This window comes from Ruegeria sp. CI1 (assembly GCF_056536925.1).
In genome coordinates this window covers 275927-296981 of record NZ_JBQFQP010000003.1, presented here as the reverse complement: position 1 = coordinate 296981, position 21055 = coordinate 275927, and the positions used below count along the sequence as shown (strand labels likewise).

Here is a 21055-nt window from a genome sequence, read left to right as displayed (position 1 = left end):
TCATGGCAACGCACGTACTCTGGCAGGCGGATGTCGCCAATTTCGACGCCTGGCTCAAGGTGTTCCGCGAGGACAAGGCGATGCGCAAATCGGCGGGCATCCGTGACCTGCATGTCTGGCGCGACCCCGAACAAAAGGATCATGCGGTCGCTTTGTTCGAGGTCACCAATCTGGACAAGGCCAGGGCTTTCTTCGAGTCCGAGGAACTGGCCATGCACCACGAACGCGGCGGCATCGCGCATATCACGGTCAAGCTGTTGGAACCGGTTTGAATTTTCACGCAGCGGCCCGCCTTGGCGTGCCGCGCGAACACCGGGAGCACCCGGTCGAATTAGGAGAATGTAATGGCAAACTATGACGTCATCGTAATCGGCGCCGGACCCGGCGGATATGTCTGCGCAATCCGCTGCGCGCAGCTGGGGCTGAAAACCGCCGTGGTCGAAGGACGTGAAACCCTCGGCGGCACGTGCCTGAACGTTGGCTGCATCCCCTCCAAGGCGCTCTTGCACGCCAGTCACAGCCTGCACGAGGCGCAGCACAACTTCGCCAAGATGGGGCTGAAGGGCAAAAGCCCGTCCGTCGACTGGAAACAGATGCTGGCCTACAAGCAAGAGGTCATCGACGGCAACACCAAGGGTATCGAGTTCCTGTTCAAGAAGAACAAGATCGACTGGCTGAAAGGCTGGGGCAGCATTCCCGAGGCCGGCAAGGTCAAGGTTGGCGACGACGTTCACGAAGCCAGGAACATCATCATCGCATCCGGGTCCGAGCCGTCTTCGCTACCCGGTGTCGAGGTGGATGAAAAGGTCGTCGTGACCTCGACCGGCGCGCTGGAACTGGGCAAGATCCCGAAAAAGATGGTGGTGATAGGCGCAGGTGTAATTGGGCTGGAACTCGGCTCGGTCTATCAGCGTCTGGGGGCCGAGGTCACGGTGATCGAATTCCTCAACGTGGTCACCCCGGGCATAGATGGCGAGATCCAGAAAACCTTCCAGCGCACGCTCAAGAAACAGGGGCTGAAATTCGTCATGGGCGCCGCGGTGCAAAAGACCGAAGCCACCAAGACCAAGGCCAAGGTTACCTACAAGCTGCGAAAGGATGACAGCGAGCATGTCATCGAGGCCGACACCGTGCTGGTCGCGACCGGGCGCAAACCCTTTACCGAGGGACTGGGGCTCGACACGCTGGGCATCGAAATGACGCCGCGCGGCCAGATCAAGGTGGGCAAGGACTGGCAGACCAACATCAAGGGCATCTACGCCATTGGCGACGCCATCGAAGGCCCGATGCTGGCGCACAAGGCCGAGGATGAAGGCATGGCCGCCGCCGAGCAGGTTGCGGGCAAGCATGGGCACGTCAACTATGGCGTCATTCCGGGCGTGATCTATACCACCCCCGAGGTCGCCAGCGTCGGCGAAACCGAAGAAACGCTCAAGGAACAGGGTCGCGCCTATAAGGTCGGCAAGTTCATGTTCATGGGCAATGGCCGCGCCAAGGCGAACTTTGCCAGCGACGGGTTCGTAAAAATCCTTGCCGACAAGGAAACCGACCGAATCCTCGGCGCCCATATCATGGGACCGGCGGCCGGTGAATTGATCCACGAGGTCTGCGTCGCGATGGAATTCGGCGCATCCGCCGAGGATCTGGCGCTGACCTGCCACGCGCACCCGACCTATTCAGAAGCCGTGCGCGAGGCCGCCCTTGCCTGCGGCGACGGGCCTATACATAGCTGAACCTGACCTTGGGCGACCCGTGTTGCGCCGGGTCGCCTGCACCGGCCAGACAACAACTATTCGGCAGGGTGCCGATCTGCCTGATCCGAACCGGCAGTTTGTCGTTTCTTGCGGTTCATGACACGCCAGGCATCTTTGAACGGCACGAAATAAAGCTTCATACACGTGTCCAACTCGTGCCCGCGATCCTTGTCGGTGACCCCGAATTTCACATCTCTGTTGTCTTCGGGCATCACATAGGTGCCGAACAGAACATCCCAGACCGGAAACATGAAAGCGAAGTTCTTGTCGAGATGATCGGGATGACAACTGTGGTGCACATGATGGTGCGCCGGTGACGGGAACACTTTCGACCACACTCCGGGCCACCGCAGCCAGATATGAGAATGGCGCAGATTGTACCCCACGATATTGAAAAGGAACATCAAAAGCGGCACACCCAGCAATGTTGGCAGGCTCGGTGTATAACCCAAAAAGTTGAAACAGAACCCGGTAACAGCACCACTGCCCAAACCAATCGCGATCTTGTAGAAAAAGTTGTCAACCGGATGTTCGCGAAAATTGGACAGCGGGTGCATGACCTCGGCACTGTGATGCACCTTGTGGAACTGCCACAAGACCGGAATCTTGTGCTGAAGGTAATGAATGTAGAAGCCGATGAAATCCACAACCAGAAAAAACACCGTCATATAGACGATGGTTGCCGCAACGCCTTTCCATCCCTCAAGCGGCTGGACGGCGGTCGGGTCCAGTGCATTCACATCACCGATTGTCCAGTGATACGCCATGGCCGCCGCTCCGGCGAACAGCCCAAGCATCAGGAAATGCCCGATCAACTGGTGAAAGAAAAAGTACCGGACATCCAGCCAGGCCGAAGGGTGATTCCAGACCTTTTTGGGAAAAAGAAACCTTAGAAAGCTGCGTTCGCCCTCGACTTCCAAAGTGGTCCGCCGCTTCAAAGTATAGACCAGAAACGCAATCAGGGCGGAACTCGCCAGATAGACGAAATAGATGCGGTTGCCTGGATCCAAAGGAAACAGGGCGACGTTACCTGCATGGTCCAGAAATGACCCCAGAAAGGATTTCAACTGCTGCATCGACGCCTCTGGTTTTTGTTAGTCTATCCATGATCTTCAAATTGTCCACCAGCGTGAAATTCAAGTGACCAATTCAAGGCGACACGCGCAGCTACCAAAGTGTTCGCTCTGCCCGCGTTTTCCATGCGGAATCGTAGGGTGTGCCCCCCTCCTCGCCGTTTGTCATTTCGGCCAGGATGTCACCCATGGTCGGCAACGCGCCGCTTTCGTCGCCGCCAGTCCAGGTTCTCGCGCGCATCAGGGCGCGGGCGCACTGGGTATATATTTCACTAATTTCGATAACGATGACTGTCGCAGGCAGGATTCCCTTCTTTTCGAACCGCGCCCGCAGCGCCTCATCCGAGGTCACGCGAGCATGGCCGTTCACGCGCACCACGTTGTTCGAACCGGGAACCAGAAACATCAGCGACACGCGCGGGTCCGTTACGATGTTGCGCAACGAATCCAAACGGTTGTTGCCGCGCCAATCGGGCATCGCCAGCGTACCGGGGTCCAATTCCATTGCCACCGGGCCGTCATCCCCACGCGGACTGCCATCGGTTCCATCCAGGCCCACCGTACTGAGCACACACAGGCGCGAAGCCATGATCCACTTGCGATAAAGCGGCGTCATCTGGCGCGCCACCTTTCGCAGCGACGGAGCGGCGGGAGTGCCGTAAAGCGCCTCGAGCGCCGCAATATCCTCAATGAACTCCATCTGGATCAAACCCCACTTCGCGCATCAATGCGTTCGACCGGCTTTCGATGGCCTCTTCCAGCTGAGCCATGAAATCACCACGTTCGACACCGGGTTGGATCGGAGTGAGAAACTCCACGATCGCATGGCCAGGTTTGCGCAGGATGCCCTTGCGCGGCCAGAACACACCCACATTGGTCGCCGCAGGCACGCAAGGATTGTTCAGTCCCTCATACAGCACCGCCGTACCCACCTTGTAGGGCTTGTGCACGCCGGGTGCCACGCGGGTGCCCTGCGGATAGATGATCAGCTGCCCGGGCTCTTCGAACTCTTTGGCGACATCCTTGACCATCCTGGCAATTGCGGCACCCTTCTTTCCCCGGTTTACCGGAATGCAACCCAGCCTTTTTGCATAAAGGCCGATCACTGGCGTCCACAGCAACTCGCGTTTCATGATGAATTTTGCATGTGGAACCGCGTCGAAGATCAGCAGGATGTCGAAAAAGGACTGGTGCTTGGCGGCGATCATCACCTCACCGGTCGGCACCATGCCACGCACTTCGCCGCGCAAACCCACCATCCAGCGCGACATCCAGATTGTCGAACGCGCATAGAGCTTGCAGGCCCTCAACGCCCCTCTTTTTGAGAACAGGGCATAAGGCGAAAAGAGAATGCCCAGAATCCCCATCCAGGCATAGATCACGATCACAAAGATCAAAGAGCGAAGCCATTGGAACGCAAATGCCACTACGAAAGCTCCTTCAACCTGCGATGCGCCGCGGCCCAGGTGGCGACAAAGGCGACAATCGCCCCCATAAGCGGGATCAGCAAGGGCAATAACCAGTCAACCCCACGAAAGCCCAGACCCGTAAGAAACCCACCGGCATCGGAGGCATCGGGCAAAAGCAGCACACCACTAATGCCCAGAAGAACACCGGCAGTCGATCCGATCAAGGCGCGAACAGCGAAGCGGCGCACGAAAGCACCCGCGATGAACCGGTCGCGGGCCCCGATCAGACGCAGGACCTCGATCACCTGAGCATTGGCCGAAAGCGCCGCATTTGCCGCCAGCGTGATCATCGCTGCGGTCGCCCCGCCGATCAGCAAAACGGAAATCAGCGCAAGCCGACGCAGCGCATTTGCCGCATCCACCAGGGGTTCCCGCCAGCGTGTGTGATCGTCCAGCACGGCGCCGGGCACTTCAGCGCTGAGCCTCAGGCGCAATCCGGCCGCATCATAGCCGTTTTCGTCCTTCAGTATCTCTATCAGTTGTGGAACCGGCAGGCTATCCAGCGGCAGGTCAGGCCCGAACCAGGGTGACAACAGCGCGGTTTGTTCCTCGGCCGACAATGCCCGCGCCGAGCCGACGCCGGGCGTCTGCCGCAGCACTTTCAGCGCCATTTCGGTCTGCGCTGCTCGTTGCTCTGACGGAGCGTTGATGCGCAGAGTGGCTGCACTCGCCAGTTCCGAAGCCCAGCGGTCGGCCAGCCGCCCGGCCGCCAGCGACAACGCCAGCGCGAACACCGCCAGAAAGGCCATTGCGGCAGAGACAAACACCGTCAGCCTCGCGGTAATGCCGGTCGGCGGTACAACGCGGTCAGCGCGCTTGTCGCCGCGCAGCATGTTTCGGATCGTTCCCTTGCTCACAGATCCGCCCCCGCAAGTTGCAGTCGTCGTTTGGAAATCCGCAATACGCGCGCCTGAATCTGTTTCTTTGCCGCGCGGATCAGGCTCAGATCGTGGGTCGCGATGACCACGGTCTTGCCCATCCGGTTCAGCTCGACCAACAGGTGCAGCAATCGTTGGGACATGTCCCAATCGACGTTGCCGGTTGGCTCATCAGCCAGCACCACGTCGGGAGACATGATTACCGCCCGCGCCAGGGCCACCCGCTGCCGCTCACCTCCCGACAGCTCCGGAGGATGGGCGTCCGCGTGTTCCCCCAACCCGACCCAATGCAGCAATTCGCGCAAGTTGGTTTCGTCTGCCTTAGGATCCCGACCGGACACCAGCAACGGAAGCGAGACATTCTCGCTTACCGACAAATGATCCAGAAACCGGCAGTCCTGATGTACCACGCCGACCCGCCTGCGCAAGACCGCCATCTGATCGCGGTCCAGATTGCGGATGTTCTGTCCGAAAACGCTCAATGACCCGGCGGTCGGAATTAGCGCCCCATAGCAAAGTTTCAGAAATGTCGTTTTCCCCGAACCGGAAGGGCCGGTCAGAAAATGAAACGAGCCCGGCGATAGCTGCACGGAAACTTCGCGCAGTAATTCGCGGCCACCGTAGCCGTAGCTTACATCTTCAAGCTCGATCAAGACCCGCTCCCGTTAATATTTTGGCCTTCTTGCCTCAGGCAGGTGTTGGTTTCAATGCCCGTACCGGTTAGGATTTGGTTCAGTTGCGGAATGAATCTGAAAACGCCCTTTGCCTACAGGTTGTAAATGACTATCATTCAGCAAAAAAACACACACACGCCACGAGCAAGGCCTGGAGGCAGTATGCGTCTTACATGTCCGAAATGCAGTGCCAAATATGAGGTGCCGGACGAGGTTATCCCGACCAACGGTCGTGACGTGCAATGCTCGAATTGCGACGAGATCTGGTTTCAGAATCATCCGGATCATCCCAGGGTTGAAATTCCCGGTGGCTCACCGGAACCGGCGAGACAGGAACCCTCGACCCCATCGCCGGTAGAAACGGCCTTGCGAGAGACCAAAGAACCAGTTCCCGAAAAACCCCAGGCGCCGCATGCCGAACGAAGTGCTACGGCCACTACTGAACCCGAGCCAAAGCGTGAGCGCAGCCTGGACCCTGCCGTTGCCGACATCCTCCGGCAAGAGGCGGCTCGGGAATCAGAGCTTCGCGCCAAAGAGGCCGAGGCGCTGGAGACTCAGACAGAACTTGGGCTTGAAACAACTGTCAGCAGCCGACCGCCAAAAACCGAATCGAAAAAACCTGCACCCCCGATGCCACGCAGCAGCGCGTTGCCTGATGTCGAGGAAATCAATTCATCGCTCCGCAGCAGTGAAAGCGACAGAACCAGCGGAACAACCTCTGGGACAGGCACCAGCAACCGTGGGTCAACGGGTTTCTTACGCGGCTTTGCCCTGATTGTCATTCTGGGTGTGGGGATGATGATGGTCTATGGCAACGCCAGACAGATATCACAATCCATTCCCCAAGCCGACCCAATGTTGCAGGCTTATGTGACCATGGTCGATCAGGCGCGCATCTGGCTTGAGGGCAAGGCCGCAGCCATTCAGCCCTGAGCCCGCTTCAATCCGGGCTCAGAATCGTTCCAGCAACCGCTTGAGATAGTCCAGTTCGATTTTCGGACGGTCGGTTTCCCCGCTGCGTCTGCGGATCTCATCCAGCAACTCACGGGCGCGGCGATAGACGTCATCACCATGCAGCAGGTTTTCTTCGGTCGAAATCGATCCACCCGCGCCCTGATTGCGCCCCAGTGGATCCCGTCTGCGGGCCTGCATCTCGCCAGCTTCGGTGCCTTGGCCCGGCTGACCCTGCTGTTCCTGCGCCAATGCCTCACCCAAGGCTCGCATGCCCTCGCGCAATGCGTCGATTGCCTCGGACTGGTTGTCGATCGCATCGGCAAACTCGTCGTTTCGCAGCGCCTCTTCGGCCTCTTCCATCGCGCGCCCAGCGCGCCCCAGCGCATCCCGCGCCTCGTCACCTTCGGGGGTCCCAAGGCCTGGCAGGTTCTGCTCTTGCCGACGCAACTCATCCCGCAAGGCCTGCTGCCGGTCTGCCAGCGAACCCTGACCCGGCTGGCCTTCTCCGGCCTGGTCACCCTGCCCTTGACCACCTTGGCCTTCGTGGCTTTGACCACGCCCCTGCCCGCCTGACTGGCCCTGATTGTTCTGGCTTTCGCCGGACTGGGCGCCGGGGTTGAACTGCTCCTGCAAATCACGGAACGCCTGATCGCTCAGCCCCTGTTGGTTGCGCAGGGTCTCTGCCAGCCCCTCCATCGCCTGCTGCCCCTCGGATTGTCCGTTCTGGCCCTGACTTTGAGTGACGCGCATGTTTTCCATCATCTGCTGGAATTCCTGCAACGCCTGCTGCGCCTCGGCCATGCGGCCCTGTTCCATCAACTCCTGAATGCGATCCATCATGCGTTGCAGGTCATCCTGCGTCATCTGCAAGGTTTCGCCATTTTGACCCTGTGGAGGTTGAGTGCCATCCTGCTGCGCCTGCCGCTGCAACTGACGCAGATAGTCATCCGTGGCCTCGCGCAGTTCTTGCATCAATTCCGCAATTTCCTGATCAGACGCGCCGTTTTTCATCGCTTCTGACAAACGCTCCTGTGCGCGGCGCATCCGCTCCAGCGCGTCGCTCAGCGTGCCTTCCTCGATGAGGATCGCCAGATCCCACAATGCCTGTGCAATCTCGGCCTGCTGCTCGGGCTGCAAGCCGAACTTGGTAAAGGTTTCAAGCCGTCGCAGCACCACCCGCAAACGCAGATAGGCAGTCTCGGAACGGAAAATATCCTCGGGCCGGTGTGAGATCGCACGCAATAATTGCGCCACCCGCGTGGCATTGGACTTTGCCCACAACAAATCCCGCCGTTGTTCGATCACCGCTGCCGCCAACGGATCGAAAAAGCGGCGGGCGGGCAGATCGGTCGAATATGGCACGGCAGTGGTTTGCTGTTCTGATGCATCCTGCGCCGAAAGTGTGATCTTCACCGGCAGATGGGCCCAAGGATGTTGCGAGAAGTCTTCGATCAGGTCTTCTTCGAAATCGCTGCGATCCCCGGCTATCGGCAAGGGCAACTGCACCGTTATCCTGTCCCGTGGTTCGGGATCGGCGCTCAATCCGTATCGGCGGTCGACCGCGGCCAGATCAAGCTCGATCACGGCCTCACCGCCAGTGACGCCAAAATCATCCTTGGCGGCAAAAGGCAGGATCATCTGCCCGCCGGCTTCCGACTCGGCAGCGCCCGTCACCTTGATCCAGGGGGCCCGGTCCGGCACCACGTCGATGACCCATTCCCGGCCACCCGGCCCCTCAACCTTCAAAACACCGGATCGGTTCGAAAGAAACTCCTGTTCGGGTTCGCTTGCATCCTGCGTTCCCGTCTCCGACACCGTCTCGGTCAAAGACAGCACTCCGACCTGCCCGTAAAACCGCAATGTCACGCGGCTTCCTTCGGGCACTTCGACTGCTTCCTTCGGCAGATCAGCCAGATAGAGCGTCGGCCGCCCGGTATAGCGCGGCGGCTCGATCCAGCCTTCCCAGGTCGGCCCTTGCGCCGCCGTCGCCGCGCCCGGCGTCATCTCGGCGATCGAGCCGGCACGCCAAAGCGACCCGAACAGCACCGCAACCACCAGAGCCACCAGCGCCGAGTATCTTAGGGCATAGGGGTCGCGCGCGGCCAGATTCAGATCAGGCCTGACCGGCGCCGCTCGCGACGCGCGTGCTGCCATCCTCTCCTGATGGGCACGCCACAACACGACCGAAGCCCGATCAAGTGTCCCGATCGCCTGATCATCCAAAAGCGCCTGAATCGGGCGGCCCGGAAGCGTTTCGTCCAACCGGCTTAGGACATCGACGTATCGCGGCCAGCAAAACCGCTTGATCCCCAGTACCAGCGCAACCAACAAGCCCAGACCGGCAATCGCAGCCGCGACCCACACCGTCTCGGTCGATACGAGGTCATGAATACCCAGCATCAGAAACGCAAGCGCGGCCATCACGATGGAAATCGCCGGCCAGAACGACCGCAACACCTGTTCGGCCACCATGCCCCCGCGCGTCAGCCACAGGGTCAGTCTTGGAACCGGTAATGGAGTTCTGGCGTTCACGACGGGCCTCCTGCCAGGGCCCGCGCGGTCATCGCGTCAAAGCCACTCGGGTATGGTATCGCGGTTTATGATTTCGTCAAAGGTCGGACGCGCACGAATAACCGCGAATTGATCCCCATTGACCATAACCTCAGGGATCAATGGGCGCGTGTTGTACTCGCTCGCCATCACCGCCCCATAAGCCCCGGCGCTGCGAAACGCGATCAGGTCACCCGGAGACAGCGGCGGAAGATCGCGTTGCTTGGCAAATGTATCGCCGGTTTCGCAGACTGGCCCGACGATGTCATATCGCTGTTTTTCCAAACCCGGCTCAGGCTCCGACACCGGATCGATATCGTGATGCGCCTCGTACATCGCGGGGCGGATCAAATCGTTCATTGCACCGTCGATGATCAGGAAATCGCGCCCCTCTCCGGACTTTACATAGATGACCTTGCTGACCATCAACCCGGCATTGCCCGCGATCAGGCGACCGGGCTCGATCTCGATCTCACAACCCAGATGGCCCAGTTTTTCCTTGATCAGCGCGCCGTATTCCAACGGCAGCGGCGGTGCCGCGTTCGAACGGGTATAGGGAATGCCAAGCCCGCCGCCCAGGTCCAGCCGCCGGATATCATGCCCCTCGCCGCGCAGGCGCTCGGTCAGCTCTGCCACTTTCTGATAGGCCTGTGCAAACGGTTCCAGATCGGTCAGCTGCGAGCCGATGTGAACGTCAATGCCAACCACTTCCAGACCGGGCAATCCGGCGGCATGGGCATAAACTTCGGACGCACGCGAAATCGGTATGCCAAACTTGTTCTCGGACTTGCCGGTCGCAATCTTGGCATGGGTCTTGGCGTCCACGTCCGGATTCACCCGCACGGTGATCGGCGCAACCTTGCCAAGCTCCAGCGCAATCGCGTTGATCACCTCCATCTCGGGCTCGGACTCGACATTGAATTGTCGAATGCCACCGCTCAGAGCGGTCCGGATCTCGTCCGCTGTCTTGCCGACGCCCGAAAACACGATCCGCTCACCCGGCACACCAGCCGCTTTGGCACGCAGGTATTCACCGACTGAAACCACGTCCATCCCCGCGCCCGCCTGCGCCAGCGTTTTCAGGATCGCCTGATTGCTGGCTGCCTTCATCGCATAGCAGACAAGGTGGTCGGTGCCCTCCAGCGCCTCATCGAACAGCCGGAAATGCCGCAGCAGCGTGGCCGTCGAATAGACATAGAACGGGGTACCCACCGAAGCGGCGATTTCGGTTATCGGAACGTCCTCGGCGTAAAGCGCGCCGTCGCGGTACAGAAAGTGATCCATGTGCCCGCGCTTAGACCAAAAGAGGCATAGGGATCAAATGATTCCGCTTAAAGCTCGCCTCAGAACCTGTGCGAGCCGCCGACCCGCGCATAGCCGGATATCCGGATGCCTGGTTGCGACGGTTCCCCCTGCGCCTGAGACGTCGAGAGCGGTTTTGATGCCGTGCTCGCCTCACACGCAGCCAGAGCAAGAAGTGACATGATCAAAGCGATGAATTTCATAACGTCTTCAGAACCCGAACAGGACGCTGACCGGCCCCTTCTGCAGGCCGACAGCCCCCGCTGTATAAATTCCGCTGTTCGAAATGCCCACGCCCGCGTTCAGTGTCGGCTGCACCGGTTCACCATCCGCACCGCAGCCTGCGAAAAGCAACGTCAAAACGAGCAACGGAATGGTTCGGATCAGGGTCATGCAATTGCCGCCTTCCACCGTTCGATCTGGCTACGCACCTGCGACGGAGCGGTGCCGCCATAGGACTGGCGCGAGTTTACCGAATTTTCCACGCCAAGGACAGAATAGACGTCGCCGGTGATCCCGGCATGGGCCGACTGCATCTCGTCCAGCGACAGGTCCGGCAGGTCGCAGCCTTTCTTTTCCGCCAGGGCCACCAACGCGCCGGTGACGTGGTGGGCATCGCGGAACGGCAGGCCCAGCACCCGCACCAGCCAGTCGGCAAGATCGGTGGCCGTCGAAAATCCCGACCCGGCAGCAGCCGCAAGACTATCGCGGTTGGCTGTCATGTCCCTGACCATGCCCTCCATCGCCGCAAGCGCCAGCATCCAGTTGTCGGCGGCATCAAAGACCTGTTCCTTGTCTTCCTGCATGTCCTTGGAATAGGCCAGCGGCAGCCCCTTCATCACCATCATCAGCGCGGTGTTGGCGCCAAATATCCGGCCCACCTTGGCCCGGATCAGCTCGGCTGCGTCGGGGTTCTTTTTCTGCGGCATAATCGACGACCCGGTCGAGAACCGGTCGCTGAGGATCACAAAGCGGAACTGGGCCGACGACCAGATCACCAGTTCCTCGGCAAACCGCGACAGATGCACGGCGCTGATCGAAGCCACCGACAGGAATTCCAGCGCAAAGTCACGGTCGCTGACGGCATCCAGCGAATTCGCGGCGGGACGGTCAAAGCCCAACGCCTCGGCCGTCATGCGCCGATCAATCGGGAAAGAGGTACCCGCCAGCGCCGCTGCTCCCAACGGCGATTCGTTCATCCGCGCGCGGGCATCGCGGACGCGGCTCAGGTCACGGCCAAACATCTCGACATAGGCCATCATGTGATGACCCCATGTCACCGGCTGTGCGGTTTGCAGGTGGGTAAAGCCCGGCATGACCCAATCGGCCCCGGCCTCGGCCTGCGCCAAAAGCGCGCGGATCAGGGCCAGAAGACCGGATTCGGCGGCATCCAGCTGGTCCCGAACCCAGAGTTTGAAATCTGTCGCCACCTGGTCATTGCGCGAGCGACCCGTGTGCAAACGACCCGCCGGTTCGCCGATGATCTCCTTCAGTCGCGCCTCGACATTCATGTGAATGTCTTCCAGCGCGGTGGAAAACTGAAACTCTCCGTCCTGAATTTCTGACAAAACGGTGAGCAGCCCTTCCCGAATGGCCTTGGCGTCACTATCACTAATTACGCCCGTCGCGGCCAGCATGGCGGCATGGGCCCGCGAACCGGCAATGTCTTGCGCCGCCATCCGCTTGTCGAACCCGATCGAAGCATTGATTGCTTCCATGATCGCGTCTGGACCGGCGGCAAAGCGGCCGCCCCACATCTGGTTCGAGGATTGATCGGTCATGCTGGAAAACCCGGAGTTGATATGCGCCTATTTCGTCTGATCCCCCTTTATATGGCCCTCGCGCTGGGTGCAAACACCGCAATGGGCGCGGATGTCGCAACGCTCGAAGCGCTGCGCGACGGCAGCCTCAAGCGTCTGATCGTGCATTCCCAGCCCAAACCGGTCGAAGTCGTCGAATTCCAGCTGGAGGATGACAAGGGTACCGGCTCAATCGCCGATTATCGCGGCAAATATGTCCTGCTGAACTTCTGGGCCACCTGGTGCGCGCCCTGCCGCAAGGAAATGCCCCAGATCGCCGAGTTGCAGGAAGAATTCGGTGGCGACAAGTTCGAGGTCCTGACACTTGCCACGGGTCGCAATTCGCCCGCGGGCATCAAGAAATTTTTCGAAGAAAATGGCATCACCAACCTTCCGCGCCATCAGGATCCGAAACAGGCGGTCGCACGCGAGATGGGCGTCATCGGATTGCCGATCACGGTGATTCTCGATCCCGAAGGCAACGAGATCGCCCGCCTGATCGGTGACGCCGAATGGAATTCAGACAGCGCCAAGGCGATCGTTTCCGAGTTGATTGGCGCCAATAGCTAAACAATCAGGCCAAAAACGACCGAATCGTGTTATTCTCCGAGCGTTTTTTAAAGGAGAATAGCTATGAGAATTGTTTCGCACTTGGCCGTTGCGGCCAGCATCGTTCTGTTTGCGGCGACTGGCGCCAACGCCAAGGAGATCAAAAAGAAGCAACAATTCATGGATGCGGTCGTTGGCAAGAAACTTGTCAGCGGGAACACTTGGGTAATGGTATCGGCAGACGGAAAGATCTCGGGCGTTGGCAAAGACAATGCCAAGGTCGTGGGTGCCTGGGTGTGGAACAAACGCTACTGGTGCCGAAATGTAGTGGTTGGCGACAAGGCCCTTCCCGAGGATTGCCAAAAGGTTTCAATCGACGGCAATCAGGTCACCTTTACGCGCAACAAGGGCAAGGGTGAATCGGGAACCTTCACAATTTCCAACTAAGAACACTTCTTTCCTGTTTTGTGCTAAACTGAAACCGGCTCCATCCGAGCCGGTCTTTGCGTGCAGCCGGGGAAAGGAGGTAGCGATGAAACCCGTGGTTTTGCTGATAGGACGCCTGCCGAACGTGATCGGCGACGTGGCGCGTCAACTGGAACATCTGCCCATCGAATGGCTGGGCGCCCATGATCAGGCCGAAGTGATCCGTCAGTTGGAAACCGAACCCCGCATTGCCTGCGCGATCATGGGGGCCGGGCTTGACGATGCCACACGCGGTGCCCTTGTCGGGATCATCGCATCGCGGCGTCCCGACATCTCCATCCACCTCAAGGACCGTGCCTCGGGGCCAAGCGGGCTCGGGCCGTTCGTCGAACGCGTCGTCCGGCACGAGGTTCTGAACCGGATGCAGCCAAGCTGACGCCACGCCACCTTTGACAGTTTCCCGCCGCATTTGCAGATTGTCGCCGGGAGGCACCGATGCCGCTGGAAATACTGTTACTCTTGGTCGTCGGCGGCATCGCAGGGATCGCCGTGGTTCTGCACCTGTCGGGTCGCTCGAACCTGCGCGTTCTGACACCCGACAGCGTACGCGCGGAATGGGCGCGCCACTTTCCCGAAGACCGCATCATCGACGCAACGCTCAACCATTGCGGCCACGCCGCGCTGGTGCGCACCGACACGGGCCCCGGACTGCTGTGGTCCTTCGGGGCCGACACGGTGGGCCGGCGCCTTTTTGACTTTGACTGGCTGGATCATCCGCAAGGGGTGCATTTCTTCTTCCACGATTTCGGCGCGCCACAAACACTCGTCCGGCTGGACGAAACCGAACGCCCGCACTGGAAAAACCTGTTGAGACAGCCATGACAGACCAGATCACCTATCCCGATGTCGTCCAATGGGCGGTGCCGTTCTTCATCGCCGCGATCATGGCCGAGTTTCAGTGGATCGCCCTCAAAGGCCGGGGCGGGCGGTATGAAACCCGCGACGCCGTGACCTCGCTGATCATGGGGGCGGGCAATGTCGCCTCGGGGCTTTTGCTGGGCTTCATCGCCTGGGCTTTCTTCATGTGGCTGTGGCGCCTGACCCCGCTTGATCTGGGTGCCTCCCTCCCTGTTGTTCTATTGTGCTTTGTCCTCGACGACCTGCGCTACTATTGGGTGCACCGCTTCGGCCACCGCATCCGATGGGTCTGGGCCAGCCATGTGAACCACCACAGCTCGCAGCACTACAATCTCACCACCGCCCTGCGACAGACCTGGACCTATACGTTCACCTTCATGATGGTGGTACGCGCGCCGCTCATCCTGCTGGGCTTTCACCCGGCGATGGTGCTGTTCTGCGGCGGCCTGAACCTGATCTATCAGTTCTGGATCCACACCGAGGCCATCGGCAAGATGCCCCGCTGGTTCGAGGCGGTGATGAACACCCCCAGCCATCACCGGGTGCATCACGGGCGCAACGCGCGCTATCTGGATTGCAACTATGCCGGCGTGTTCATCATATGGGACCGGATGTTCGGCACCTTTGTCCCCGAACAGGCGAGCGAAAAGGTGGACTATGGGCTGGTCCACAACATTGGCACCTTCAATCCCCTTCGCGTGGCCTTTCACGAATGGGTGGCCATATTCCGGGACATCGCACAACCTGGGCTGAATCTGCGGCAACGCCTGGCCTATGCCTTTGGCCCCCCGGGCTACAGCCATGACGGCAGCCGCGACACCTCGGACCGGATCAAGGCAAAGCACCTTGCCCGCCATCCCCACTTGCAGGGCACGCCGGGATTTGAAGGGTCCGGCGACCCAGCCATTTCCGGCTCACAGCAGGCTTCCTGACCGGGGGTCGCTTGCGGCCGTGCTTGAAATCCGGACCGCCAAACCCCCATATGAAGGCGATGCAGTTCAGGTGCCCGTCGGAGTCGAGTATGAGCAGAGTGTTTGTTTTTTCGGTCGCAATCGGGCTGATCGGGCTGGCCCTGACAATGATCGCCGCTCTGGGCGCTTTCCCTGCCGCAATTATCCTCGCCGGGTACGGCCTGATGAGCCTCGGAACCCTCGGAGCGGTGACGAGCGCGGTTCTGGCGCACCTGTCGACGCGCTGAACCTCCACAACATTTTCATAAAAAGCGAAAGTTAACCGATACTTCACCACTCGGCCCCGAGACTGCTGCCGTGTGTTGACAGGATTCGGTTGGCGGAATGCAAAAACGCAGGTTCAAAAAGGCGGTATCCGACGGGACGGAAACCCCCCTGAGTGCAGCGGTGGCGGGTCGGGACCGGTCGGTTCTGCAAATGGTGACCGAAGCGGTCAAGCACAAGCAATGCATGCTCGCCTATCAGCCCGCCGTTCAGGCCACGCCGCCCAATACACCGGCGTTTTACGAAGCATTCATAAGGGTTCTGGACGAAACCGGCCGGATCATCCCGGCAAAGGAGTTCATGCCACAGGTCGAAGACACCGAAGTTGGCCGGGAACTGGACTGTATCGCGCTGGAAATCGGGCTGCGCCAGATGGCGCACAATCCCGATATTCGGCTGTCGATCAACATGTCGGCCCGCTCAATCGGGTATTCCCGTTGGTCTGCGGTGCTGGATAGATTCCTGACCAAGAACCCGACGCTGGGTGAGCGGCTGATTCTGGAAATCACGGAAAAATCAGCCATGCAGGTTCCCGAACTGGTCATCGATTTCATGGATCGGTTGCAGACCCGTGGGATTGCCTTTGCACTGGACGACTACGGGTCAAGCACTTTCAGCTTTCGCCATTTCCGCGACTTCCTGTTCGACGCGGCCAAAATCGATGGCCAATTCGTTCGCGGCGTCGACCAGAATCCTGACAATCAAACCCTGATCCGGGCTTTGATCGCCGTCGCCCGCGAATTCGACATACTCGTCACGGCCGAATCGGTCGAAACCCGGGAAGAGGCCGAGTTTCTGGTGCGCCACGGTGTCGATTGCCTGCAGGGATTCCTGTATGGCGCCCCCTCCGTCGCACCGCCCTGGAAGACAAAAAATGATGAACGGGCCAGCGCTTAAGGCCTTGCCGCAACAGCGAAACACCGCCTGAAATATCGAACTGAGACAAGCTGACCGTTGCTGCAACTGCAGCATTGCGCTATGGCAATGGGTGTTAGAGCGGGGGATAACGAGGCGCTCTGCATTCTGAGGGATGCCGTCCCGATGACCTGCGCCGTCAAATTTCCCGAAAGACTATGACGGTAAAGGATTGACTGAATGACCAACGTAGTAATCGCATCCGCCGCACGGACCGGCGTCGGCAGTTTTGGCGGCTCATTTGCGAACACCCCCGCACATGACCTTGGCGCAGCCGTTCTCGAAGCGGTCGTTGAACGCGCCGGTGTCGACAAGGGCGAAATCAGCGAAACCATCATGGGTCAGGTCCTGACCGCCGCCCAAGGCCAGAACCCTGCCCGCCAGGCCCACATCAACGCTGGCCTGCCACAGGAAAGCGCCGCCTGGGGCATCAACCAGGTGTGCGGCTCGGGTCTGCGCGCCGTGGCGCTGGGCGCGCAGCACATCATGCTGGGCGATGCCGAAATCGTCTGTGCAGGCGGCCAGGAAAACATGACCCTTTCGCCTCACGCCGCCGCTCTGCGCGCCGGTCACAAGATGGGCGACATGAAATACATCGACACCATGATCCGCGATGGTCTGTGGGATGCCTTCAACGGCTATCACATGGGCCAGACCGCCGAGAATGTTGCCGAAAAATGGCAGATCAGCCGCGACATGCAGGACGAGTTCGCCGTCGCCTCGCAAAACAAGGCCGAAGCGGCGCAGAAGGCAGGCAAATTCAAGGACGAAATCACGCCGTTTACCATCAAGACCCGCAAGGGCGACATCGTGATGGACAGCGACGAATACATCCGTCACGGCGCAACGATGGAAGCCATGGCAAAGCTGCGCCCCGCCTTTACCAAGGACGGCTCGGTCACAGCCGCAAACGCTTCGGGTCTGAACGACGGCGCTGCGGCCACGCTGCTGATGTCGGCTGAAAACGCCGAAAAGCGCGGCATCCAGCCTCTGGCCCGTATCGCCTCTTATGCGACCGCCGGACTGGACCCGTCGATCATGGGCGTCGGCCCGATCTATGCCTCGCGCAAGGCGCTGGAGAAAGCCGGCTGGTCGGTTGACGATCTGGATCTGGTCGAGGCGAACGAAGCCTTTGCCGCGCAGGCCTGCGCCGTGAACAAGGACATGGGCTGGGATCCGGCCATCGTGAATGTCAACGGCGGCGCAATTGCCATCGGCCACCCGATCGGCGCTTCGGGCTGTCGCGTTCTGAATACGCTGCTGTTCGAGATGAAGCGCCGCGACGCCAAGAAAGGTCTTGCGACCCTCTGCATCGGCGGCGGCATGGGCGTTGCCCTGTGCGTGGAGCGCGACTGAGTGCTCTGTCACCGCAAATAGTCAAAGGCGCTTTCGGGCGCCTTTTTCTTTGACACCGCGATTTTTTGCTGCACCTGCGACAATATTTGCACGAAAGCCCTGAATTACTTCGCGAAACAATATTGCGCATCTGCGGCATAGTTTGTAGCAAGATTACCAAGACAACTCTAATCGGAGGAATTCTCTATGGCACGTACAGCACTCGTCACCGGCGGCTCCCGCGGTATCGGCGCAGCAATTTCCAAGGCGCTCAAAGCCGAAGGGTACAACGTCGCAGCCACCTATGCAGGCAATGACGAAGCTGCGGCAAAGTTCACCGAAGAAACCGGCATCGCCACCTACAAGTGGAATGTCGCCGATTACGATGAATCCAAGGCGGGCATCGCCAAGGTCGAGGCCGAGGTCGGCCCGATCGACATTGTGGTCGCCAACGCCGGCATTACCCGCGATGCGCCGTTCCACAAGATGACCCCGGAACAGTGGCACCAGGTGATCGACACGAACCTGACCGGCGTGTTCAACACCGTGCACCCGATCTGGCCCGGCATGCGCGAACGCAAGTTTGGCCGCATCATCGTGATCAGCTCGATCAACGGTCAAAAAGGTCAGTTCGCACAGGTGAACTATGCCGCCACCAAGGCCGGCGATCTGGGTATCGTCAAATCTCTGGCTCAGGAAGGCGCACGCGCAGGCATCACCGCCAACGCGATCTGCCCCGGCTATATCGCCACCGAAATGGTGATGGCCGTGCCAGAGAAGGTGCGCGAGGCGATCATCGGCCAGATCCCCGCAGGCCGTCTGGGTGAACCCGAAGAAATCGCACGCTGCGTGACGTTCCTGGCATCCGACGATTCGCAGTTCATCAATGGCTCGACCATCTCGGCCAACGGCGCGCAGTTCTTCGTCTGAACACGAGCACCGGAAATGAAATCGGGCCGGTCCCAACGGACCGGCCCTTTTTTATCCCGTAAGAACGCGCGCGCTGCGTTCAGCGGGAACCCATGAACCATGCAATAACCCGTCTGACCGTTTTGCCTCGCTCTTCATGCGCGCGTCGAAACGCACACCGGGTCGCGGCCATGGCTGTCATCTCGATCATGTCTGGCATCCTTTCGATTCAGTATACTTTGACTTGCCATCAGCATGCGGCACTGTTTCATCTTCCACAAACGAGACTTTTCAACTCTTCGATTTAGTTTTACTTAACTGAGTATGAGTGACCGCCTTCCCCCTCTGACCGCCTTGCGCGCCTTTGATGCCGCCGCGCGTCACATGTCTTTCGCCAAGGCCGCGGACGAGTTGAATGTCACTCCGGCCGCCCTGTCCTTTCAGATCAAGTCGCTCGAAGACCACTTGGGCCGGCCGCTGTTTCGCCGCCTCAACCGTGCCGTCGAACTGACCAACGCGGGCAAGGCGCTGGCCCCCGGCGCGGCCGAAGGGTTCGCCACCCTGCAATCCGCGTGGACATCCACCCGCCGCCTGCTGGACAACACGACGCTCACGGTGACCGCAGGGCCAGCCCTGACCGCCAAATGGCTCGCGCCCCGCCTATACGAATTCGCCCGCGCGCATCCCGAAATCGATCTGCGGTTTTCGGCCACCCTGCGCAATCTGGACCTGAACCGGGACGACGTCGACGTCGCGATCCGCTTTGGCTATGTACAAGACGACGAGCTGTACTCGGTTCCGGTCAGAAAGGAGTGGCTGACACCGGTCATGACCCCTGATCTGGCCGAACGGTTCCCGACACCACAAAGCCTGACGCAGGCACCGCTGATCCATGACGATTCGATCGGCTTTCTGAACCCGCCCTGCGACTGGCCCACATGGTTTCGCGCCGTCGGAATCGATTTCACCCCGACCCATGGCGCCCATTTTTCGCACGCCGATCACGCCATAGACGCGGCTGTGGCGGGTGTCGGTGTCGCGCTGGGGCGGCGGCCAATGATCCTCAAGGACATGCTCGAGGGCCGGTTGGTCGCCCCTTTCAAGATTGCCATCGAGACCAGAGCCCGATTTCGGTTCCTATGCCTCAAAGGCGCCGAAACCCGCCCTCAAATCGCAGCATTCCGGGACTGGTTTCTTGCAGAGATAGAAAAGACCGCGCATATCTCGGACGAATTCGAAATCATACCGGTCGAGGATATTCCCCCGAAATGACCCGCAATCGCGCCACGACAATCGGCTTTGTCGCTGTCCTCCTTTGGGCACTGCTCGCCCTGTTCACCGTGGGTTCGACCCCGACGCCGCCGCTGCTGCTCAACGCGATCTGTTTCAGCATCGGCGGCACGCTGGGCCTGATCTGGACGGCACGGACCGGCGGGCTGTCGCAACTGAAGGATGTACGCTGGACGGTTTTTCTGTTCGGCGCGATGGGGTTGTTCGGCTATCACGCACTGTATTTTTCGGCGCTGCGCATGGCCCCAGCCGCCGAGGCTGGTCTGATTGCCTATCTCTGGCCCCTGCTCATCGTCCTGTTTTCGGGATTGCTGCCCGGAGAGCGCCTGCACGCTGGTCACCTGATCGGCGCCGTTCTTGGCTTTTCCGGCGCGGCGCTGATCATCACCGGCGGTGGAAGCGCCGGGTTTCAGGCTCAGTACCTTCCCGGCTATCTGCTGGCCCTGCTCTGCGCACTCACCTGGTCGGGCTATTCGGTTCTGTCCAGGCGATTGGGCAAGGTGCCCACCAGTTCGGTTGCGGTTTTCTGCGTTCTGACGGCACTTGCGTCATGGGGCCTGCATTTCGCGGTCGAAGAAACGGTCTGGCCGCAAACGACACTGGCCTGGGCCTCGTCTGTGGCACTCGGTCTCGGCCCCGTCGGGCTGGCCTTCTATGTCTGGGATATCGGGGTAAAACACGGCGACATTCAGATGCTCGGCACCAGTTCTTATGCTGCGCCGCTGTTGTCTACCTTAGTGCTGGTTCTGGCCGGTATCGCCGCGCCCTCCTGGGTGCTGGCGATCGCAGCTCTGCTGATAACCAGCGGTGCCGCCATCGCGGCACGCGCCAGCCTCAAATCTTAGCTTGAAAGACGTTCGATCTCTTCTTTCAGTTTGAGTTTCTGCTTCTTGAGTTGAGCGATGTGAAGATCATCGATACCTGGGGAGCGCTGGGCTTCTTCTACTTCGACACTGAGGTTAGCATGCTTCCGTTTCAGTTCGGTCAGATGTGCGCTCACGCTCATGGCGATCCTCCTTGTCAGT

Annotated in this window: 24 protein-coding genes; 14 read left to right on the top strand and 10 right to left on the bottom strand. The window is 59.9% G+C overall.

All coding sequences use genetic code 11. From position 1 onward, the window contains the following. The first annotated feature begins 2 nt into the window (after window positions 1–2). Window positions 3–272 carry a hypothetical protein gene (locus ACR0LZ_RS05265; RefSeq protein ID WP_480748723.1) on the top strand — a complete coding sequence of 90 codons (270 nt, stop codon included), beginning with the start codon at window positions 3–5 and terminating at the stop codon, window positions 270–272. A 72-nt stretch (window positions 273–344) separates the two neighbouring features. Continuing rightward, on the top strand, window positions 345–1733 hold the full coding sequence (lpdA, locus tag ACR0LZ_RS05260; protein WP_480748722.1) for a dihydrolipoyl dehydrogenase: 1389 nt from the start codon (window positions 345–347) through the stop codon (window positions 1731–1733). Window positions 1734–1789: 56 nt separating this feature from the next. Here lpdA and ACR0LZ_RS05255 read toward each other — a convergent pair whose 3' ends face one another. The 5 genes from ACR0LZ_RS05255 to ACR0LZ_RS05235 form a co-directional block, all read right to left on the bottom strand. After that, window positions 1790–2830, bottom strand: a complete 1041-nt coding sequence (locus tag ACR0LZ_RS05255; protein WP_480748721.1) for a sterol desaturase family protein — start codon at window positions 2828–2830, stop codon at window positions 1790–1792. 91 nt (window positions 2831–2921) lie between these two features. Beyond that, window positions 2922–3527, bottom strand: a complete 606-nt coding sequence (locus ACR0LZ_RS05250; protein WP_480748720.1) for a pyridoxamine 5'-phosphate oxidase family protein — start codon at window positions 3525–3527, stop codon at window positions 2922–2924. Further along, window positions 3514–4254, bottom strand: coding sequence for a lysophospholipid acyltransferase family protein (locus ACR0LZ_RS05245; protein ID WP_480748719.1), 741 nt, complete (start codon window positions 4252–4254; stop codon window positions 3514–3516). The genes ACR0LZ_RS05250 and ACR0LZ_RS05245 overlap by 14 nt, the downstream gene beginning before the upstream one ends. Then, window positions 4254–5153, bottom strand: a complete 900-nt coding sequence (locus ACR0LZ_RS05240; protein WP_480748718.1) for a cell division protein FtsX — start codon at window positions 5151–5153, stop codon at window positions 4254–4256. The genes ACR0LZ_RS05245 and ACR0LZ_RS05240 overlap by 1 nt, the downstream gene beginning before the upstream one ends. Further along, window positions 5150–5827 carry a cell division ATP-binding protein FtsE gene (locus ACR0LZ_RS05235; RefSeq protein ID WP_480748717.1) on the bottom strand — a complete coding sequence of 226 codons (678 nt, stop codon included), beginning with the start codon at window positions 5825–5827 and terminating at the stop codon, window positions 5150–5152. The genes ACR0LZ_RS05240 and ACR0LZ_RS05235 overlap by 4 nt, the downstream gene beginning before the upstream one ends. Window positions 5828–6010: 183 nt before the next feature. Here ACR0LZ_RS05235 and ACR0LZ_RS05230 point away from each other — a divergent pair, with 183 nt between their 5' ends. After that, a complete protein-coding gene (locus ACR0LZ_RS05230) occupies window positions 6011–6781 on the top strand; it encodes a zinc-ribbon domain-containing protein (protein WP_480748716.1) in 771 nt (256 codons plus the stop codon). Between the two features lie 18 nt (window positions 6782–6799). Here ACR0LZ_RS05230 and ACR0LZ_RS05225 read toward each other — a convergent pair whose 3' ends face one another. The 4 genes from ACR0LZ_RS05225 to argH form a co-directional block, all read right to left on the bottom strand. Then, window positions 6800–9334 carry a TIGR02302 family protein gene (locus ACR0LZ_RS05225; protein WP_480748715.1) on the bottom strand — a complete coding sequence of 845 codons (2535 nt, stop codon included), beginning with the start codon at window positions 9332–9334 and terminating at the stop codon, window positions 6800–6802. Between the two features lie 36 nt (window positions 9335–9370). Further along, the gene (gene lysA, locus ACR0LZ_RS05220; RefSeq protein ID WP_480748714.1) at window positions 9371–10636 is read right to left on the bottom strand and encodes a diaminopimelate decarboxylase; all 1266 of its coding nucleotides are present in this window, start codon (window positions 10634–10636) and stop codon (window positions 9371–9373) included. A 228-nt stretch (window positions 10637–10864) separates the two neighbouring features. Continuing rightward, on the bottom strand, window positions 10865–11047 hold the full coding sequence (locus ACR0LZ_RS05215; protein WP_480748713.1) for a hypothetical protein: 183 nt from the start codon (window positions 11045–11047) through the stop codon (window positions 10865–10867). Next, window positions 11044–12435 carry an argininosuccinate lyase gene (argH, locus tag ACR0LZ_RS05210; protein ID WP_480748712.1) on the bottom strand — a complete coding sequence of 464 codons (1392 nt, stop codon included), beginning with the start codon at window positions 12433–12435 and terminating at the stop codon, window positions 11044–11046. Before argH ends, ACR0LZ_RS05215 begins: the two co-directional genes overlap by 4 nt. A 21-nt stretch (window positions 12436–12456) precedes the next feature. Here argH and ACR0LZ_RS05205 point away from each other — a divergent pair, with 21 nt between their 5' ends. From ACR0LZ_RS05205 to yddG, 11 genes are all read left to right on the top strand, one after another. Beyond that, entirely contained in the window at window positions 12457–13023 is a 567-nt protein-coding gene (locus tag ACR0LZ_RS05205) for a TlpA disulfide reductase family protein (RefSeq protein ID WP_480748711.1), read from the top strand. Window positions 13024–13086: 63 nt separating this feature from the next. Continuing rightward, entirely contained in the window at window positions 13087–13449 is a 363-nt protein-coding gene (locus ACR0LZ_RS05200; protein WP_480748710.1) for a hypothetical protein, read from the top strand. Between the two features lie 85 nt (window positions 13450–13534). Next, on the top strand, window positions 13535–13864 hold the full coding sequence (locus ACR0LZ_RS05195) for a hypothetical protein (protein WP_480748709.1): 330 nt from the start codon (window positions 13535–13537) through the stop codon (window positions 13862–13864). Window positions 13865–13923: 59 nt separating this feature from the next. Further along, complete coding sequence (locus ACR0LZ_RS05190; protein WP_480748708.1) at window positions 13924–14310, top strand: hypothetical protein; 387 nt, start codon at window positions 13924–13926, stop codon at window positions 14308–14310. Further along, window positions 14307–15278 (top strand): sterol desaturase family protein, encoded by a 972-nt coding sequence (locus ACR0LZ_RS05185; RefSeq protein ID WP_480748707.1) that lies wholly within the window; start codon window positions 14307–14309, stop codon window positions 15276–15278. Before ACR0LZ_RS05190 ends, ACR0LZ_RS05185 begins: the two co-directional genes overlap by 4 nt. 89 nt (window positions 15279–15367) lie before the next feature. After that, on the top strand, window positions 15368–15544 hold the full coding sequence (locus tag ACR0LZ_RS05180; RefSeq protein ID WP_480748706.1) for a hypothetical protein: 177 nt from the start codon (window positions 15368–15370) through the stop codon (window positions 15542–15544). 97 nt (window positions 15545–15641) lie between these two features. After that, window positions 15642–16478, top strand: a complete 837-nt coding sequence (locus ACR0LZ_RS05175; RefSeq protein WP_480748705.1) for an EAL domain-containing protein — start codon at window positions 15642–15644, stop codon at window positions 16476–16478. A gap of 198 nt (window positions 16479–16676) precedes the next feature. Beyond that, entirely contained in the window at window positions 16677–17852 is a 1176-nt protein-coding gene (locus ACR0LZ_RS05170; RefSeq protein WP_480748704.1) for an acetyl-CoA C-acetyltransferase, read from the top strand. 186 nt (window positions 17853–18038) lie between these two features. Then, window positions 18039–18761 carry an acetoacetyl-CoA reductase gene (phbB, locus tag ACR0LZ_RS05165; RefSeq protein ID WP_480748703.1) on the top strand — a complete coding sequence of 241 codons (723 nt, stop codon included), beginning with the start codon at window positions 18039–18041 and terminating at the stop codon, window positions 18759–18761. Between the two features lie 303 nt (window positions 18762–19064). Beyond that, window positions 19065–20012: a transcriptional regulator GcvA gene (locus tag ACR0LZ_RS05160; RefSeq protein ID WP_480748702.1), complete on the top strand. Its 948-nt coding sequence runs from the start codon at window positions 19065–19067 to the stop codon at window positions 20010–20012. Next, window positions 20009–20875 carry an aromatic amino acid exporter YddG gene (gene yddG, locus ACR0LZ_RS05155; RefSeq protein ID WP_480748701.1) on the top strand — a complete coding sequence of 289 codons (867 nt, stop codon included), beginning with the start codon at window positions 20009–20011 and terminating at the stop codon, window positions 20873–20875. Before ACR0LZ_RS05160 ends, yddG begins: the two co-directional genes overlap by 4 nt. On the opposite strand, the gene ACR0LZ_RS05150 is transcribed toward yddG, so the two are convergent. Next, window positions 20872–21036 carry a YdcH family protein gene (locus ACR0LZ_RS05150; protein WP_480748700.1) on the bottom strand — a complete coding sequence of 55 codons (165 nt, stop codon included), beginning with the start codon at window positions 21034–21036 and terminating at the stop codon, window positions 20872–20874. The genes yddG and ACR0LZ_RS05150 overlap by 4 nt on opposite strands. Window positions 21037–21055 lie beyond the last annotated feature (19 nt).

Coding starts and splice junctions, on each gene's coding strand:
- ACR0LZ_RS05230 (WP_480748716.1), top strand. CDS start 6,011: ATGCGTCTTACATGTCCGAAATGCAGTGCCAAATATGAGGTGCCGGAC.
- ACR0LZ_RS05200 (WP_480748710.1), top strand. CDS start 13,087: ATGAGAATTGTTTCGCACTTGGCCGTTGCGGCCAGCATCGTTCTGTTT.
- ACR0LZ_RS05160 (WP_480748702.1), top strand. CDS start 19,065: ATGAGTGACCGCCTTCCCCCTCTGACCGCCTTGCGCGCCTTTGATGCC.
- lpdA (WP_480748722.1), top strand. CDS start 345: ATGGCAAACTATGACGTCATCGTAATCGGCGCCGGACCCGGCGGATAT.
- ACR0LZ_RS05185 (WP_480748707.1), top strand. CDS start 14,307: ATGACAGACCAGATCACCTATCCCGATGTCGTCCAATGGGCGGTGCCG.
- ACR0LZ_RS05175 (WP_480748705.1), top strand. CDS start 15,642: ATGCAAAAACGCAGGTTCAAAAAGGCGGTATCCGACGGGACGGAAACC.
- ACR0LZ_RS05150 (WP_480748700.1), bottom strand. CDS start 21,036: ATGAGCGTGAGCGCACATCTGACCGAACTGAAACGGAAGCATGCTAAC.
- ACR0LZ_RS05215 (WP_480748713.1), bottom strand. CDS start 11,047: ATGACCCTGATCCGAACCATTCCGTTGCTCGTTTTGACGTTGCTTTTC.
- phbB (WP_480748703.1), top strand. CDS start 18,039: ATGGCACGTACAGCACTCGTCACCGGCGGCTCCCGCGGTATCGGCGCA.
- lysA (WP_480748714.1), bottom strand. CDS start 10,636: ATGGATCACTTTCTGTACCGCGACGGCGCGCTTTACGCCGAGGACGTT.
- ACR0LZ_RS05180 (WP_480748706.1), top strand. CDS start 15,368: ATGAGCAGAGTGTTTGTTTTTTCGGTCGCAATCGGGCTGATCGGGCTG.
- ACR0LZ_RS05205 (WP_480748711.1), top strand. CDS start 12,457: ATGCGCCTATTTCGTCTGATCCCCCTTTATATGGCCCTCGCGCTGGGT.
- ACR0LZ_RS05255 (WP_480748721.1), bottom strand. CDS start 2,830: ATGCAGCAGTTGAAATCCTTTCTGGGGTCATTTCTGGACCATGCAGGT.
- ACR0LZ_RS05265 (WP_480748723.1), top strand. CDS start 3: ATGGCAACGCACGTACTCTGGCAGGCGGATGTCGCCAATTTCGACGCC.
- ACR0LZ_RS05195 (WP_480748709.1), top strand. CDS start 13,535: ATGAAACCCGTGGTTTTGCTGATAGGACGCCTGCCGAACGTGATCGGC.
- ACR0LZ_RS05190 (WP_480748708.1), top strand. CDS start 13,924: ATGCCGCTGGAAATACTGTTACTCTTGGTCGTCGGCGGCATCGCAGGG.
- argH (WP_480748712.1), bottom strand. CDS start 12,435: ATGACCGATCAATCCTCGAACCAGATGTGGGGCGGCCGCTTTGCCGCC.
- ACR0LZ_RS05250 (WP_480748720.1), bottom strand. CDS start 3,527: ATGGAGTTCATTGAGGATATTGCGGCGCTCGAGGCGCTTTACGGCACT.
- ACR0LZ_RS05170 (WP_480748704.1), top strand. CDS start 16,677: ATGACCAACGTAGTAATCGCATCCGCCGCACGGACCGGCGTCGGCAGT.
- yddG (WP_480748701.1), top strand. CDS start 20,009: ATGACCCGCAATCGCGCCACGACAATCGGCTTTGTCGCTGTCCTCCTT.